Origin of the sequence: Neorhizobium sp. 2083 (assembly GCF_031455615.1) — a bacterium.
Classification (GTDB): domain Bacteria; phylum Pseudomonadota; class Alphaproteobacteria; order Rhizobiales; family Rhizobiaceae; genus Neorhizobium.
Genome location: NZ_JAVDTC010000001.1, coordinates 463,946 through 478,924 on the forward strand (window position 1 = coordinate 463,946; position 14,979 = coordinate 478,924).

Genomic DNA, 14,979 nt, shown 5'->3' on the forward strand with positions numbered 1-14,979 from the left:
CTTTGAGACAGATGGGGCAAGCCTTCCGAGTTTGTGGTTAACGCGGCGTAAGCGCCGGATTTACTTTGATTTTTCCCAAACCGTTAACCTCTGTGGCAGGCGGAGGGGCGGGAAAGCCAAGGGTTTCGGGCGGCCCGCCGCAATTATGCTTAACATGGATCGCTAAAATTCGAGCAAAACTCGCGGCAAAGGCGCTGCAAATGCGGATATCCGGCATTTTAAGCAAATTTGCCGAAAACCCGAACGGTCCCGTCAAAGCCATATTTGCTTCCCGGCGGTACAACCATGTTCAAGACCGGCACAGACCCGGCGGCCCGCTTCAACACTCTAGAGCGGGAAAAACAGGTGGACAAAACGATGTGGTTTCTCATCAAGGGAAGTATGTGGTTCGCAGCCGTGCTGGTGGTGCTCTCCTACTTCAGCAGCAAGCCGGCGACCGAGGCCGAGGGGCTTTCGCCCCTTCAGGTCAGCAATGCCTTTTCTGCCGCGACCGAAGCCTATCAATATGTGAGCGCCATCTGCACCGAAAAACCCGAGGTCTGTGAAAAGGGTGCCGAGACCTTCTCGGCGCTCGGCACCAGGGCCAGACAGGGCGCCCAGGTCGCCTTCGAGCTGCTCGACAAGCAGTTCGGCGACAAGGGCAAACAGACGGCGGTGATTGCCGATCCCGACCCGACACCATTCCCGGCCAAACAGGCCCAAACGGCAGCCGCTGCCGTTACCGACACGATCCTGACCGGCACGGTGCCGGTGCCGCAGAGACGGCCCGTTCACTAGGTTGGCGCACGAGCCGCCCGATTTCGAATTCCAAAGCTTGCGCCGGGCTCTGATAGCCATGGTTCCCGGCGCCGGACTGCCTGCCCTGTATTCAGCATGTGCTGACGCCGTGAGGATTGCCCCCTCACGGCGCTTTTTTTTGCTTTTATCCCGGCCGGCAGTGCCTATATGGAACGATAGAAGAACCGGAGCGCCTATGGCCAGCCTCGAACAGATCATCGAAGATTTCGAATTCCTCGACGAGTGGGAAGACCGCTACCGTTATGTGATCGAACTCGGCAAGGCGCTGCCGGACCTGCCCGACGACCAGAAGACCGCGGCGAACAAGGTGCAGGGCTGCGCCAGCCAGGTCTGGCTGGTCAGCCATATCGTCGATGGCGGCGCCGACCCGGTGATGACCTTCGACGGCGATTCGGACGCCCATATCGTGCGCGGCCTCGTCGCCATCGTGCTCGCCGTCTATTCCGGCAAGACCGCCTCCGAGATCGCCGCCACCGACGCGATCGAGATTTTCGACCGCATCGGGCTCGTCGAACACCTCTCCTCCCAGCGCGCCAACGGGCTGCGCTCGATGGTCAAGCGGATCCGCGAAGAGGCGAAGGTCCGGGCCGCGGCTTAGAGACCCCGTCTGGTTCCGCTCCGGCCTCAGCCGGTGGCTCCACATCTCGACAGGAGATCGTCGATCACGCAAGCGAGCGGGGCGGCGGTATCGATGATCGTCGCGTTTGCAGGAATGTCCTCTTTCGTGGAATGCAGCCGCATGATCAGTTCCAGCTCGGCCGGCCTTGCGCCAAACTCGTCGTCGGGCCGTTCGGCAAGCCGCCTCTTCAGCGTGTCCGGATCGACATCGAGGACGAAGACGTCATCGAACAGATCGATGAAATGACGGAAATTCCTGGAGCCGCCGCAGAAGAACGAAATCGGGTGGCTTCTATCGGCCACCACGGACCTTACCTTGCCGACATCCCAGAGGTGGTGCCGATGCGCGAAGGCGGCATCGGCAGCATTCTGATCATATGCCGGGCCATCCAGGGGTTCGCCCGTTTCGGGGTCACCCCGGTAGGCCAGTTCGCGGTCGCCGTGGACAACGTGATGACCGCGCCGTTGCAGTTCCGTGGCGACCGATGTCTTGCCGGTGCCGGAGACGCCTTCGATCAGATAATTCCTGATGCCCATTCCGCTGCCCTCGATAAACCATATGCCCCGGAAAAACCCGCCCAGGCTTTCCTTCCGCGCGAGGCACGGAGCGGGTGCGGTGTAACGGTCGTCAATGACACGGATATTTCAGGCGCGCCCATCCGCGGGTGCGCAGAAGCCTGGCAGACCGGCTTCGCCCGGGAGGCGGGATAGCGAGCGGACCGGCGTTCAGGCTGTTTCCGGGGCCGCACGCCCGGAGGGCCAGTTGGACAGCGCTTGCTCGGCAACGGCTTCCAGCGTCTCGCGGCTGAAGCCGGCCTTGGCCTGCACCGCCATGCCGTGAAGAACGGCCATCAGATAGGCCGCAAGCGTGTCGGGCCTGGCCGTCTCCGGCAGGTCGCCTTCAGCCTTTGCCCGCTCGAAGCGTTCGCGAAGCTGGGCCTCGCCTTCGGCGCGCGACTCTATCAACGCCTGCCGGACAGGCTCCGCTTCATCCGATCCCGCCAGGACGCCCTGGATGCCGAGGCATCCCGTATGCTCGGGATAACGGGTGGTGAGATCGATGGCGCCGCGCAGAGCATGCGCCGCAACCTCGCGCGCCGTCGGGCGCTGGAGTGCGGCGGGAAGATAGTCGACATACCGCTCGTAGTAGCGCGCCAGCGCCTGTCGGAAGAGCGACTCCTTGTTGCCGAAGGCGGAATAGAGTGCAGGCCGCTCGACGCCGGCAGCCGCGGTCAGGTCCGCATAGGACGCGCCTTCGTAACCCTTGCGCCAGAAGACGCACAGGACGGCGTCCAGCGCTTTTTCCACGTCAAATTCGCGATGGCGGCCCATCAGATCGGTCCGGTCATTTTCATAATGATCGTTATTAAACCGCTTGACCGCGCCTGTCAAATTACATACCGATCGTTATTGTAATGAACGTTACGATAATCGGACCCGCCTCGCCGGGAGCGGGCGGCTCCCCTCGCACATGGAGAAAGGATACTCATGTCCAACATATTCAAGGGAAAGGTCGCCCTGATCACCGGCGGTTCGCGCGGCCTCGGCGCCGCCACGGCGGAAGCGTTCGCCGCTCACGGAGCAGACGTTGCGATCAGCTACGCGGCCTCGGCCGACAAGGCGAAAGCGGTCGTCGAGAAACTGCGGGCAAAGGGTGTCCGCGCCATCGCGGTCCGGAGCGACCAGGCGGATCTCTCCTCCGCAAAACCGCTGGTCGACCGGGTCATGGCCGAGTTCGGCAGGCTCGATATCCTCGTCAACAATGCCGGCATCGCCATCCAGGGTCAGACGGTCGACGATCCGGAACTCGACGGGGACAACTATAATCGCCAGTGGCAGGTCAATGTCCTCGGCACGATCGCCAACACCCGCGCGGCGGCGCAAAAGCTGACAGACGGCGGCCGGATCATCTTCGTCGGCTCGCTTCTCGGCTCCTACGTCCCCTTCCCCGGCGTCGCCGACTATACCGGGACGAAATGGGCGCTCGCCGGCTACGCCAAGGGTATCGCCCGCGATCTCGGCCGGCGCAATATCACCGTGAACGTGGTCCAGCCGGGGATCATGCCGACCGACATGGCGGCCGACGTTGCCGGCGAGCTTCCCAACCGCGACGCCATCCTCGACATGCATCCGATCCGCCGTATCGCGACCCTCGAGGAAGTGGCGGAAACCATCTGCTTCCTCGCCGGGCCGCATGCCGGCTACATCAACGGCGAGCAGATCAACGTCGCAGGCGGTCTCGGCATCTGAACCTCCAGGGAGAGAACCTGGATCCTGGAGCCGCAACCCGGCTCCGGCCACCGGCGCGGCTTTGCGGATTTCGCCGAAGTTCGGGAAGCCGCGCTCCCGCCGCGGCAAGCTTTCCTCGGGAATGCAGCCGGCGGCCTCGATTGCGGCCGGCGGCCTTTCCTTATAAAGCTCTGCGCCAGCGCGCCGGCAGCCGAACGCCCGGGTGCAGACGGATCGCCGCGCATGCCGCCGCGGAAGGGGAGATCACAAGGTGCAGCAGCCAAAGTCACTCAAGGTCGCAGCGGTTCTCGCCTTCGCCGCATCGCTCTGGTGCGCCCCTCCCCTGCAGGCGCAGGAGGGATCCGGCGGCCTGGCATGGTCGAAGGATCCGACCAGCCATTGCGAGTTCGTCGCCCCGCTATCCCTGACGGCCGGTCCCACATATTGGACCGGCGCCTGCCCGGGAAACAAGGCGTCCGGCCCGGGAATGCTGCGCCGCCGCGACGGCGACCGCGCCGGGCCCGCCTTCTACGGCGAGATGCGGGCCGGCGTGCCGGTCATCGGCGTGATCGACGACGAAGGCTACAGGGTCGGCCGGTTCAAGGCAGGCGATATCGGCGGCGATGCGGAACTGGACCCGCAGGTCAGGCTCGACGCGTTTCGCGCGGCGGCCAAGGCGGCCCGGGAGGTGAGCGGGCGATATGCCGGCCAGGGGAACGCGGCCTCCTCCCGCCATTACGAAACGATAGCCAAGCAACTGGACATGCAGATCGAATGACGGGTCGGCGGACGGCGGCCTGACGTTCGTCATGGCGGCGGATTTTCGCTTGGGAATAGGCTTTGCAGATGGCGCTCAAGACGGGTGTTTTTGGTTTTCTGCTCGCGATCACGGCTGTTTTTGATTTTACGGACGCTGCCGGACAAACCGCCGGTCAGTCCTTCAACGCCTTGGCGACGGCCAATGATCGCAGCACCGGGGTGATGGTTCGCGGCATCGAAGCCGATGATCTTCCCAGCCTCAACATCCGGACCGAGGTGACGCGGCGAGATTTCGCCGCGGGTCGTCATGCCGTTATCGGCCGGCAGGTGGCCGATGCTCTTTTAGTCAAGGCAGGGGATCAGCTGCTTCTCACGGATCCCGAAGGCACCCGGACACCGTTTGGCGCAACGCCGAGAACGTTGGTTTTCAAGGTCGCCGCAGTCATAGAGCCTGCGCCATTTGCCGAGGCGACCATCACCGTTTACGTCTCGCGCACAGCTCTCGGGGAGTGATCCGGCGGCCTGCCGTGATGTGAGTTCGATATCGGCGCCGGAGGTGAGCAGGGATTTCGGTTCACAACACCGGCCGGTAATCCTCCGCGCCCCAGTGATGGCTCTGGCGGCGTTTGGCCGGCACGGGCGGCGCGTAGTGGCGGGCGAGCGCCAGCAGCGCCGTGCGCAGCATGAGCTTGGCGGAACGCGCCGGCCATTGGCGTTCGCGCTCCACCGTCTCGAGGCCCTTTGCAAAGCAGCAGACATCCACCGCGACGCCGGAAAGCTCCGGCCCCATCGCCTCCATCGCCGTCGAGAAGCGGTCACGGGCCGACATTGCGCTGTCGGCTATGTCGGACTGACCGCCGGGCGCACCCTTGGCGCGGGCCGCGAGCCGCGGCTCCCAGGAGGCGGTGACGCGGGGCTGGAGCTGGCCGCGGGTGAAATCGGCAGCCAGCCGCTCGCCCGCCTCCAGCGCCTCGCCCGGCAGGAAGGGTTTTCCGTCGCGGTCCTTCATCCGGGCGATCGTGCCGAGCGGCGATTCGGCAAGGTTGCGGCGCACCGGCTGGCGGGCGCCTTCGATCTCGGCCGAGGCGATGACGATCTCGCCATGCTGTTCGACGAAGGCCTCCTCGCCCGCCACAAGCGCCCGACGCAGGAAGCTCGACGCCTGCGCACTCGCGGCGATCCTGCCATCGCGGAGTTCGGCCAGGCCGAGCGAGCGGGCTTCGGCGATGACGGCCTGCGGATAGGTCCGCTCCTCTCCACCGGTCAGCCGCGCTTCGCCCGTCTGCCCCGTCTCGATTGCGCAGTCGCCGCGGGCGAGCTGGCGGATCAGCCGCAGCAGGTGCCGCCGGAGGCTCGGGTCGGTTCCCTTGTCCGTCACCGGTTTGCGGATCGTCTCAGTCATGGACCGTCACCTCCGAAACGCCGAAGACGGCGGTGACGATGCGCTCGACCGCCGCGACGAATTCGTCGAAGGCGAGATCGTCGCGGCGGTCCTCCACCACGTGGCAGGCATGGCCGACGGTGGTGCGGTCGCGCCCGAAGGCTTCGCCGATATCGCTCATCGGAATGCTGAGCGCGACATGGCAGACATACATGGCGATCTGGCGCACATGGCAGGAAACCCGGCGCCGGTCGCGGCGCAGCATCACCCGATCACCGAAAAGCTGGACCAGTTCGCAGACCATCTGGCGAACAATGCGGCAGGCCGTCCTGAGCGGCAGGCTGGCCGGAAGCCGCGGCTGCCTGGCGATGGCATCCACAGGCGCGGGCACTGGTACGGGCGCTGAAAAAGGTGGGGCGGAAAGCGGCGCGGAAGGCCCGAAATATCTCTCGAAAGGCATGACAACTCCTCAATAAATAGGAATTAATTCATACATCCTAGAGCAAAAGCGGGGATGCTGGAAACTGCAAGATTGCAATTATTCGCTGAAATTGCTGATGGTTTTTACAAGCATTGGAAAAATAATGGGATTTTTTTCCTCTACCCGTCATCCCGGCTGGACGCCGGAAAAGAAAAAACCGGGCGTTTGATCGGCCCGGTTCTTTATCCGCATCTGTTGGTCGATGCCGGGACCGTCCGCCGACCGCCAGCGCGATCGGTCCTCGTCGGACTGGTCCCAAATCCTCCCGGTGCCTTTGCCGGGCTCCGGTCCCGGCTCAGGCCTTGCCGCGCTTGCGGCGCTGGCCGAGACCCATTTCCTTGGCGAGCCTGGAGCGGGCTTCCGCATAGGCGGGCGCCACCATCGGATAATCGGCCGGCAGGCCCCACTTCTCGCGATATTCTTCCGGCGTCATGTTGTAATGGGTCATCAGATGCCGCTTCAGCGACTTGAACTTCTGCCCGTCTTCCAAGCAGATGAGATAGTCGTCCTCGATCGATTTCTTGATCGGGACCGGCGGCTTCGGCTTTTCGATGGCCGCTACAACCGGTGCCGGCGAAGAGGTGTTGCTCAGCGCCGAATGCACGTCCGCGATCAAGTTCGAAAGATCGCTGACGGGCACCACATGGTTGCTCACATAGGCAGCCACAATATCTGCGGTCAACTCCACCAGCAGATCCGGGCTCTTGCCCAATGCGATGTCTGTCATTTCCTGTCTCCTGTTTAAGTGACTGGCCGGCACCGCGACCTTCGCAGCACCTGCCCGCTCGTAGAGTCTCCCGGAGAAAACCCCTTGCCATCCGCCGCCTTGCGACCGAAGCCTACCCCTAAGCTTCATGCGGAAAAGAAAACGGTTCGCGCCGGATATTGCGTTCGATTAGAACTTGCCCTTGCCTGCGGTCGGCGCTTATCGTTCCTCAATCTGAAGAACTTGTCGACTTCACCGAATTGACGAGGGAACGCCTAATCTAGAACAACATCTGCACTCTACTTGTAATGAAGTATCACTGCTTCGCTTTATCTCCAAGTGCGAATTTTACCCGTTACCAGCCTTTCTGGAGCCTATATCGCCCCTACATCAGCATTACTGATGAATAGACGGGCATTTGCTCAATCATGACAGGGTTATAACTCGTTCCCCAAGGATTATATTCGCTTATCGTAATCCTTCATTTCATCCCGTACGGACTCAGCGTGAAGTGGATAACCGACCCTGTGCGCTGCCATAGCGAGCAGATGCGCGGAAATCGGCGCGGTCAGAACGAAGAAGAAGAAGCCCGCAAGCGCTCTTGCAAATGTCGGCAGGTCGCCTGCATGAACGCCGACGGCCAGCAGCAGCAGCCCGGAGCCGACCGTGCCGGCCTTGGAGGCCGCGTGCATGCGGGTATAGAGGTCCGGCAGGCGGTTGAGGCCGATCGCCGCCACCAGCGCGAAGCCGGCGCCTGAAAGCACGAGGAAAGCGGTGAGGAGCGCAAGGAAGCCGTCGATCATTTCTTTGCCTTCCGTCTGACGGCCGGGCCGGTGCCGGTGGCGGGTTTCTTGCGGGGGCTCCGGCGCGTTTCGGGCACCGGGGCCGCAAGCGCCTTGATCATTTCCGCCTTGGCGGTTTCCCCCGGCGGGCCCTCCCGCCCCCCGCGCGACAGGACGAAGCGGGCGAAGGCGACGGTTGCGAGAAAACCGACGAGGCCGAGCGATATGGCGATATCGATATAGAGCGTGAAGCCGGTGCGGATGGCGATCAGCGCGATGAAGCCGATGACGATGCCCGTCAGCATGTCGAGCGCCACCACCCGGTCGGGGAGCGTCGGCCCCTTGATCACCCGCCAGACGGTCATCAGGAAGGAAACACAGAGCACCACCAGCGCCAGCCAGATCGAAAAGGAAAGGACCATCTGAGCCGCCGTCATCGGAAGGCCTCGATGATCTTGCGTTCGAAGCCTTCGGCGATATCCCGTTTCGTGGCTTCGACATCGGAGCAATCGATGGCGTGGACGAACAATGTCCTGCGGTCCGCGGAGACATCGACCGACAGCGTGCCGGGGGTCAGCGTGATGAGGTTGGCAAGCAGGGTGATCTCGAAATCGCGGGTCACGGTCAGCGGAAAGGCGAAAATGCCGGGTTTCAGGTCCATGCGCGGACTGACCACCAGCACCGCCACCTTCCAGGCCGACAGCGCCAGTTCCTTGAAGAACAACGCGAGCAGCGACAGGATGCGGCCGAACCGCCGCCAGTAGCCGCGGGCATTCATCTCGCCGCGCACGATCCACAGCGCCAGCGTCGAGAGCGCAAAACCAAAGATCAGGTTATGCAGCGTCGCGCTGCCGGTGACGGCAACCCAGACCACGGCAAAGACCAGCGACAGGATATAGGTGATCATCGCGCCGTCCCTCCCCCAAACACCGAGTGGATATAGGCCGCCGGCTCGGCAAGTCCGGCCGCCGCCGTCTGGCTCAGGTCGAGCAGCGGTTCCGGCATCAGCCCGAACAGCACGGTGAGCACAGTCAGGCCGCCGAGCGGCAGGGCGATGCGCCAATCCACGGGGTCGGCGGCCTGGGATTCGCCCGCATCCGCCACCTCCGTGCCGATTTCGGGCCCGGGCCGCCAGAACGCGAGCAGGAAGACGCGGGCAAGCGCCAGCGTGATCAGGAAGGCGGAGACCAGGATGGCGGCGGCCAGCCACCAGGCGCCGATATCGAGCGAGGCTTTCAGGAGCGCCACCTTGGGCCAGAGGCCCGACAGCGGCGGCAGGCCGGAAGCGGCCAGGAACAGCAGGAAGGCGGCGGCCGAAAACCACGGCGCCCTGCGATAAAGCCCGCCGAGGCCGGTGAGCGACCAGGTGCTGCCGAGCCGTCCGGCCTGCCCCGCCACCAGATAGAGCGCGGTCATGGTCACCACCGAATGCAGCGCGTAGAGGATCGCGCCGCTGACGGCCGCCGGCGTGCCGATCGCCACGCCGGCCAGCATGTTGCCGATGCCGGCGATGACGAGGTAACCGACGAGCCGGCGGATATCATTCTGGGCCAGCGCGCCGAACGCGCCGACCAGCATGGTGAGCACCGCGGATATGGCGACGACCAGGCTCAACGCCTCGCGCTCGACCGGGAAGAGCATGATGGCGACGCGGATCAGCGCATAGATGCCGATCTTGGTGAGCAGCCCGCCGAACAGCGCCGACACGGTGACGCGCGGCGTGTGATAGGAGGCCGGCAGCCAGAAATTCACCGGAAAGGCAGCGGCCTTCATGGCGAAGGCGAGGATGAACAGCGCCGTCAGCCCCGTCAGCGGCGCGGTCTCGCGCAGGCCCGCCGCCTTGCGGGCGATGTCGGCCATGTTGAGCGTGCCGAAGATCGCATAGAGCGCGCCGACCGCGATCAGGAACAGCGTCGTGCCGATCAGGTTGAGGATCGCGTATTTCAAGGCGCCGTCGATCTGCTCCGGCTGCGAACCGAGGATCAACAGGCCGAAGGACGAGATCAGCAGCACCTCGAACCAGACATAGAGGTTGAAGATGTCGCCGGTCAGGAAGGCGCCCGTGACGCCCGCCATCAACAGCATCAGGAACGGATAGAAGCCGTACCGCCGGCCGCTCGCGTCGATATCCCAGAGCGCGAATACGCCCGCGGCAAGGGCCGCGATCGCAGCGGAAAGCGCCATGACCGCGCCGAACAGATCGGCGGTGAAAGCGATGCCGAACGGCGGCAGCCAGCGGCCCATGACCATGGTGACCGGGCCGTGGACCGAAACGCGCCACAGCAGGCCGGCATCGAGCAGGACAAGCATGACAAGGCCGGCGATCGCGATGCCGCCGTGCAGGCGGACGGATTTGCGCACCATCATCAGGACGGCGCCGAGGCCGATCATCAGCGCGACCGGGAGCACGACCAGCCAGTCTGCCAGCGGCGGGGCCGAAAGGACGAGAGCGGCCGAGAGGTCGGCGGGGGCGTTTGCTGGGGTTGCCATCAGTGGATGCCTCTTGCCGGCTTGGCGGCTTTCCCCGGTCGAGCCACTCGCCTCGCCCTACTCATCGCGCCCTTCAAGGCAGCGCAAATGAAATGCGAGGCGGTGCGTGGAGCCCCTCCCCCTTGTGGGGAGGGGTTGGGGAGGGGTCTTCGCTTCGCAGGAAACCCCTCCCGCCTGCCGGCCACCCTCCCCAGAAGGGGGAGGGTTAGGGGTGTCGCACCGCCCGGCGGCCCAAATTCCTCAACAGGAAGCGGTGAGCCGGCCTCTGGCCGATCTCCCCCCTTGAGGGGGAGATGCCCGGCAGGGCAGAGGGGGGTGCCGCGGGTTCCGTACCCCACAGCGATGCCGCGGCCTCGATAGCGGACAGGGCAGACATGGGTATCCGGCGGAAAATGCAACACCATCCCCTCAATACCCCACGGGCGGACGCGGTTCGTCCCGCGGTTCGGCCAGCCGCATCTCGTCTGTGTCGTCGGTGCCGAGTTCCTGATAGGCGCGGTAGGTCAGCACCAGAAGGAAGGCGAAGAAGGAGAACGAGATGACGATCGCCGTCAGGATCAGCGCCTGCGGCAGCGGATTGGCGGCGCCGGACGGCAGCGTATCCATGCCGGCCGGGATGATCGGCGGCACTTCGCGGGTGAGCCTGCCGGTGGTGAACAGCAGCAGGTTGACCGCATTGCCGAGCAGCGCCACGCCGAGCAGGATGCGCACCGAGTGTTTCGACAGAAGGAGATAGATCGCAGCCGTGAAGAACAGGCCGATCAGGATCGAAAACAGCGTCTCCATCAGCCTTCCCTCTCTGTTCCGGGGCCCTCATCCTGCTCGAGCGCCAGCGCGATCGAGGTGATAGCGCCGACCACGACCAGATAGACGCCGATATCGAAGGACATCACCGTCGAGAGCGGCACCTCGACCTCGAAGACGACGGGATAGACCCAGAGCCCGGTCATGAACGGCACGCCTGACAGAATCGAGATCAGGCCGGAGAGGGTGGCGAGCAGCAGGCCGAAGCCGGCGATCGCCATCGGATGGAAGCGGATCGCCCGCCGCACCGAGGGCACACCGAAGGCGATGCCGTAGATCGCCAGCGCCGAGGCCGCGATCAGCCCGCCGATAAACCCGCCGCCGGGCTCGTTATGGCCGCGCAGCAGCACGAAGACGGAAAACAGCAGCATCAGCGCGGTGAGGAAGGGAGCGACGGTGCGCAGGATGAGGGTGTTCATGGGTGAGCACCTCGCACGTTGGTTGCCACCGCCTCTTGTAGGTTGAACAAGGCCCGCTCCCCTTGCCGGCCGAACCTCGCGAGCCCCCGGGGGAGATCACAAGCGGCACGATCCCCGTTTACCCAAAAATGTCGTGCGGAAGGCGACATTGAACTGGAAGCGATGAGCGGACGCCCAGCCGATCTCTCCCCTTGAGGAGGAGATGCCCGGCAGGGCAGAGGGGGGTAAACCGGGGCGAAGGCCATCATTGCCCCTCCCCCGAACCGGCGCGTCTGCCCGCCCGCACCCTGATCAGCGCCAGGACCGCAAGCCCTGTGACCATCACCACCGCGATCTCGCCCAGCGTATCGGTGCCGCGGAAGTCGACGATGATGACGTTGACCACATTGGCGCCGTGGGCGACGGTTTTCGAATAGGTGTTGAAGAAATCGGTGAGCAGGGTGTCGAACGGCGCTTCAGTCGATTTCAGGAGCAGAAGCGTGAAACCGAGGCCGCAGGCGGTCGCGATCGTTCCGTCGAAAAGTTTCTGCCCCAGAGGCCGGTGATCGCGGGGCGAGAGCCGCAGCCGCGTCATCACCAGCGCCAGGATGACCACCGACAGCGTTTCCACCATGAACTGCGTGAACGACAGGTCCGGCGCCCCGAACAGCAGGAAGATGACCGCGACGGCAAAACCCTGGATGCCGAGCGAGACGATCGCCGTCAGCCTGTCCCTTGCGCGCAGCACGGCGACGAGGCCGATGACCGCGATAAGGAAGAACGCGGCCTCCTGGACAAGGATACGCTCGGGCCAGGCGGGCATGACCGGCAGTTCGCCGAAGGCGAAGGGCGGCACCAGCAGCGTCACGGCGAGCAGGATGAAGGTCGCGGTGATGTAGATCTCGAGCCGGCCGGGCTGGACCAGGCGGGTGACGGCGGCGGAAAACCGCACCAGGCCCGAGACGAAATGATCGAAGCCGCGATCCGGCCCGGGGCCGAGGCTTTCCAACGCCCGCGCCATGAACGCCCGAAGCCCGTCCAACCGCCAGAAGGCGAGCGCGCCGAACAGGACGGTGACGAGCGACAGGAGCAGCGGCAATCCGAGATGCGGTACGGTGGAAATGTTGATGACGATCTTCTGGTCGGTGATCGCGCTTGCCATCGGCGAGGAGACGTAGCGGTGCGCGGTGCCGGAAAACAGCGCGGCGAGCAGGCCGAGCACCGAAAGAACCGCCGGACCGAGCCAGAGCGTCACCGGCCCCTCATGGGCATGTTTCGGCGTCTCGACACGGGGACCGAGGAAGGGTTTCAGGGCGATGGCGAAGGCGGCTGCGAACATCAGCGCGTTGCCGATCACCGCAAGGCCGGTGAAGAACACGGCGCGGGGATTGCCGGCGGCGAGCGCTGCGTAGATCTCTTCCTTGGCGAGGAAACCGAAGAACAGCGGCAGGCCGCCCATCGAGAGCGCCGCCAAAAGGGCAACGCCGAAGGTGACCGGCATGGCGGCCCGCAGGCCCCCGAGCCTGGTGAGGTCGCGGGTGCCCGCCTCATGGTCCACCGTGCCGGCGACCATGAACAGCGCGCCCTTGAACAGCGAATGGGCGACGAGATAAAGCACCGCCGCCTCGACCGCATGGGCCGAGCCGAAGCCGGTCAGCATGGTGAGCAGGCCGAGCGAGGCCATGGTCGTATAGGCGAGCATCAGCTTCAGGTCGGTCTGGCGGACGGCGAGAAAACTGCCGGCAATCAGGGTGATGCCGCCGAAGAAGGGCAGCAGGATTTCCCAGGCGGGGGTATGGCCCATGACCGGGTTCAGCCGCATCAGGAGATAGATGCCGGCCTTCACCATGGTCGCCGAATGCAGGTAGGCCGAGACCGGTGTCGGCGCCTCCATGGCGTTGGGCAGCCAGAAATGGAACGGAAACTGCGCCGACTTGGTGAAGGCGCCGCCGAGCACCAGAAGAAGGGTGGCGAGATAGAACGGGCTCTGGCGCAGCCCGTCGCCGAGATGCACGAGCAGCGAAAGCTGGGTGACGCCGGTGATGTTCCAGAGAAAAACCAGACCGGCGAGCAGGCACAGCCCTCCCCCGCCGGTCACCACCAGCGCCTGCAGCGCAGCGCGCCTTGCCGCCTCCCGCTCGTGATCGAAGCCGATCAGCAGGAAGGAGGTGATCGAGGTCAGTTCCCAATAAACGAACAGCATCAGAAAGCTGTCGGACACGACGAGGCCGAGCATGGCGCCCATGAAGGCGAGCATGAAGGAGAGAAACCGCCCCTGCCCCTCATGGCCCTTCATGTAGCCGCCGGAATAGACGACGATCAGCGTGCCGATGCCAGTGATCAGCAATGCGAAGGTCAGCGACAGGCCGTCGAGGAACCAGGAGAAGGAGAGGTTGAAGCTCGGCGCCCAGGCATAACCGCCGGTCACCACCTCGCCGGCGGCGATCTCGGGCAGGAAGGTGCAGAAATGCAAGAAGGCGAGCGCAGGGGCGAGCGCCAGGACGAAGGCTGCCCTGTCGCCCAGAAGACGGGTGACGAAGGGAGCGAAAACCGCCGCGACGAGGGGAAGGAACAACGCCAAGAACGTCAATGCCGGCGCATTGGCAGCCATGTCATCTCCCTGCTCCAGAAGCCCCAAACCGCCCGACCGTTCGGAAGGAAATGGCTTTTTATGGGAAACATCCCCCCGCCTCAAGCAGAACCGGACGAAACACACAGAAACGCCAATTTTTGGAAATTTGGGAGCGAGTGCCGTCGATGCTTAGAGAGGCAGCTTCGCTCCGTAAGCGGACAGAGCACGAGGCACGAGTTTCCCGGAATTCATTGACACTGGCGATGCTGCTGCAATTGACATCTCTCGCGTCGGCCTCTGCGCCCCGGCGCCGTGCGGGTGGATCAATTCGCAATCGCAAACATCCCGACGATACGCCTTACCCGCTCGCCTCGGAACGCAGCTCTGATGCGGCCATGGCGCTCAAGCTCTGCCAATCCGTGTAAAGCAGCCCAAAAAGTTTCGGTCGTGATTTCAGGGTCGGCGCAAAACGGCTCAACGACCGCCATCATAGCTCCGAACGTGTCACGCAGCACCTGCGGCGTGTCGGACTTCGCGAACCGAAGGCCGCTCGGCAGAACGAACATGGCTTCGTAAAGAGCCGGCCTTTCGAATGCGAATTCAAGGTAAGCCGTGGCAACGTCTTCGATAGCCTCTGCCGGACTGGCATCTCGGCGGACCGACGCCCGCAACATCGGCCCAAGTTCTCCGAACCCCTCAAGCGCGACCGCCCCGACGATCGCGTCGCGATTTTCGAAATGGGCATACAGGACGGGCTGACTGTACTCGATCTCCTGCGCAAGGCGTCGGACGGTGACCGAAGCCCAGCCATCCCGTTCGGCAAGCATTCTTGCCGCAGCTATGATCCGCAGCTCCCGCTCAGCCCGTTCCCGCTCTTTGCGTTCGTTGATACCCATACTTGCGCCTTCGGTCTGCTATCGGGCAACACTAGCGTCCAAGATTATTTATTGCAACGGTTGAC

19 protein-coding genes are annotated in these 14,979 nt (G+C 64.2%); 5 read left to right on the forward strand and 14 right to left on the reverse strand.

Translation table 11 applies throughout. The features are described 5' to 3' along the window. Positions 1-37 precede the first annotated feature (37 nt). A complete protein-coding gene (locus J2X76_RS02350; RefSeq protein WP_310212693.1) occupies positions 38-262 on the reverse strand; it encodes a hypothetical protein in 225 nt (74 codons plus the stop codon). A 95-nt stretch (positions 263-357) separates the two neighbouring features. Between J2X76_RS02350 and J2X76_RS02355 the strand changes: the two genes are divergently transcribed. Together J2X76_RS02355 and J2X76_RS02360 are read left to right on the forward strand one after the other, a co-directional pair. Beyond that, on the forward strand, positions 358-777 hold the full coding sequence (locus J2X76_RS02355; protein WP_113128075.1) for a DUF5330 domain-containing protein: 420 nt from the start codon (positions 358-360) through the stop codon (positions 775-777). Between the two features lie 196 nt (positions 778-973). Continuing rightward, complete coding sequence (locus tag J2X76_RS02360) at positions 974-1,396, forward strand: SufE family protein (RefSeq protein WP_113285249.1); 423 nt, start codon at positions 974-976, stop codon at positions 1,394-1,396. Between the two features lie 26 nt (positions 1,397-1,422). Here J2X76_RS02360 and J2X76_RS02365 read toward each other — a convergent pair whose 3' ends face one another. Together J2X76_RS02365 and J2X76_RS02370 are read right to left on the reverse strand one after the other, a co-directional pair. Next, positions 1,423-1,953 (reverse strand): AAA family ATPase, encoded by a 531-nt coding sequence (locus J2X76_RS02365; RefSeq protein WP_310212698.1) that lies wholly within the window; start codon positions 1,951-1,953, stop codon positions 1,423-1,425. A gap of 189 nt (positions 1,954-2,142) precedes the next feature. Then, positions 2,143-2,748: a TetR/AcrR family transcriptional regulator gene (locus J2X76_RS02370; RefSeq protein ID WP_113285251.1), complete on the reverse strand. Its 606-nt coding sequence runs from the start codon at positions 2,746-2,748 to the stop codon at positions 2,143-2,145. Between the two features lie 156 nt (positions 2,749-2,904). On the opposite strand from J2X76_RS02370, the gene J2X76_RS02375 reads away from it, so the two are divergent. The 3 genes from J2X76_RS02375 (at position 2,905) to J2X76_RS02385 (ending at position 4,917) form a co-directional block, all read left to right on the forward strand. Further along, positions 2,905-3,666, forward strand: coding sequence for an SDR family oxidoreductase (locus J2X76_RS02375; protein WP_113128010.1), 762 nt, complete (start codon positions 2,905-2,907; stop codon positions 3,664-3,666). A gap of 250 nt (positions 3,667-3,916) precedes the next feature. Continuing rightward, complete coding sequence (locus J2X76_RS02380) at positions 3,917-4,423, forward strand: hypothetical protein (RefSeq protein WP_310212702.1); 507 nt, start codon at positions 3,917-3,919, stop codon at positions 4,421-4,423. 68 nt (positions 4,424-4,491) lie between these two features. Continuing rightward, positions 4,492-4,917: a hypothetical protein gene (locus J2X76_RS02385; RefSeq protein WP_310212705.1), complete on the forward strand. Its 426-nt coding sequence runs from the start codon at positions 4,492-4,494 to the stop codon at positions 4,915-4,917. Between the two features lie 61 nt (positions 4,918-4,978). On the opposite strand, the gene J2X76_RS02390 is transcribed toward J2X76_RS02385, so the two are convergent. The 11 genes from J2X76_RS02390 to J2X76_RS02440 form a co-directional block, all read right to left on the reverse strand. After that, on the reverse strand, positions 4,979-5,806 hold the full coding sequence (locus tag J2X76_RS02390; protein WP_310212708.1) for a DUF6456 domain-containing protein: 828 nt from the start codon (positions 5,804-5,806) through the stop codon (positions 4,979-4,981). Then, a complete protein-coding gene (locus tag J2X76_RS02395) occupies positions 5,799-6,245 on the reverse strand; it encodes a helix-turn-helix domain-containing protein (protein ID WP_310212710.1) in 447 nt (148 codons plus the stop codon). The genes J2X76_RS02390 and J2X76_RS02395 overlap by 8 nt, the downstream gene beginning before the upstream one ends. A 316-nt stretch (positions 6,246-6,561) precedes the next feature. Next, positions 6,562-6,993, reverse strand: a complete 432-nt coding sequence (locus tag J2X76_RS02400) for a MucR family transcriptional regulator (RefSeq protein WP_113128006.1) — start codon at positions 6,991-6,993, stop codon at positions 6,562-6,564. 437 nt (positions 6,994-7,430) lie between these two features. Further along, positions 7,431-7,775, reverse strand: a complete 345-nt coding sequence (gene mnhG / locus J2X76_RS02405) for a monovalent cation/H(+) antiporter subunit G (RefSeq protein WP_113285257.1) — start codon at positions 7,773-7,775, stop codon at positions 7,431-7,433. After that, positions 7,772-8,191 carry a cation:proton antiporter gene (locus J2X76_RS02410; RefSeq protein ID WP_310212721.1) on the reverse strand — a complete coding sequence of 140 codons (420 nt, stop codon included), beginning with the start codon at positions 8,189-8,191 and terminating at the stop codon, positions 7,772-7,774. The genes mnhG and J2X76_RS02410 overlap by 4 nt, the downstream gene beginning before the upstream one ends. Next, positions 8,188-8,661 (reverse strand): Na+/H+ antiporter subunit E, encoded by a 474-nt coding sequence (locus J2X76_RS02415; protein ID WP_113128003.1) that lies wholly within the window; start codon positions 8,659-8,661, stop codon positions 8,188-8,190. The genes J2X76_RS02410 and J2X76_RS02415 overlap by 4 nt, the downstream gene beginning before the upstream one ends. Beyond that, positions 8,658-10,244, reverse strand: a complete 1,587-nt coding sequence (locus J2X76_RS02420; protein ID WP_310212724.1) for a Na+/H+ antiporter subunit D — start codon at positions 10,242-10,244, stop codon at positions 8,658-8,660. Before J2X76_RS02420 ends, J2X76_RS02415 begins: the two co-directional genes overlap by 4 nt. A gap of 408 nt (positions 10,245-10,652) precedes the next feature. Next, positions 10,653-11,030 (reverse strand): Na+/H+ antiporter subunit C, encoded by a 378-nt coding sequence (locus J2X76_RS02425; RefSeq protein ID WP_310212726.1) that lies wholly within the window; start codon positions 11,028-11,030, stop codon positions 10,653-10,655. Further along, complete coding sequence (locus J2X76_RS02430; RefSeq protein WP_113283773.1) at positions 11,030-11,467, reverse strand: Na+/H+ antiporter subunit B; 438 nt, start codon at positions 11,465-11,467, stop codon at positions 11,030-11,032. Before J2X76_RS02430 ends, J2X76_RS02425 begins: the two co-directional genes overlap by 1 nt. A 244-nt stretch (positions 11,468-11,711) precedes the next feature. After that, positions 11,712-14,057 carry a putative monovalent cation/H+ antiporter subunit A gene (locus tag J2X76_RS02435; RefSeq protein WP_310212730.1) on the reverse strand — a complete coding sequence of 782 codons (2,346 nt, stop codon included), beginning with the start codon at positions 14,055-14,057 and terminating at the stop codon, positions 11,712-11,714. Positions 14,058-14,341: 284 nt separating this feature from the next. Then, positions 14,342-14,914, reverse strand: coding sequence for a TetR/AcrR family transcriptional regulator (locus J2X76_RS02440; RefSeq protein ID WP_113283771.1), 573 nt, complete (start codon positions 14,912-14,914; stop codon positions 14,342-14,344). Positions 14,915-14,979 lie beyond the last annotated feature (65 nt).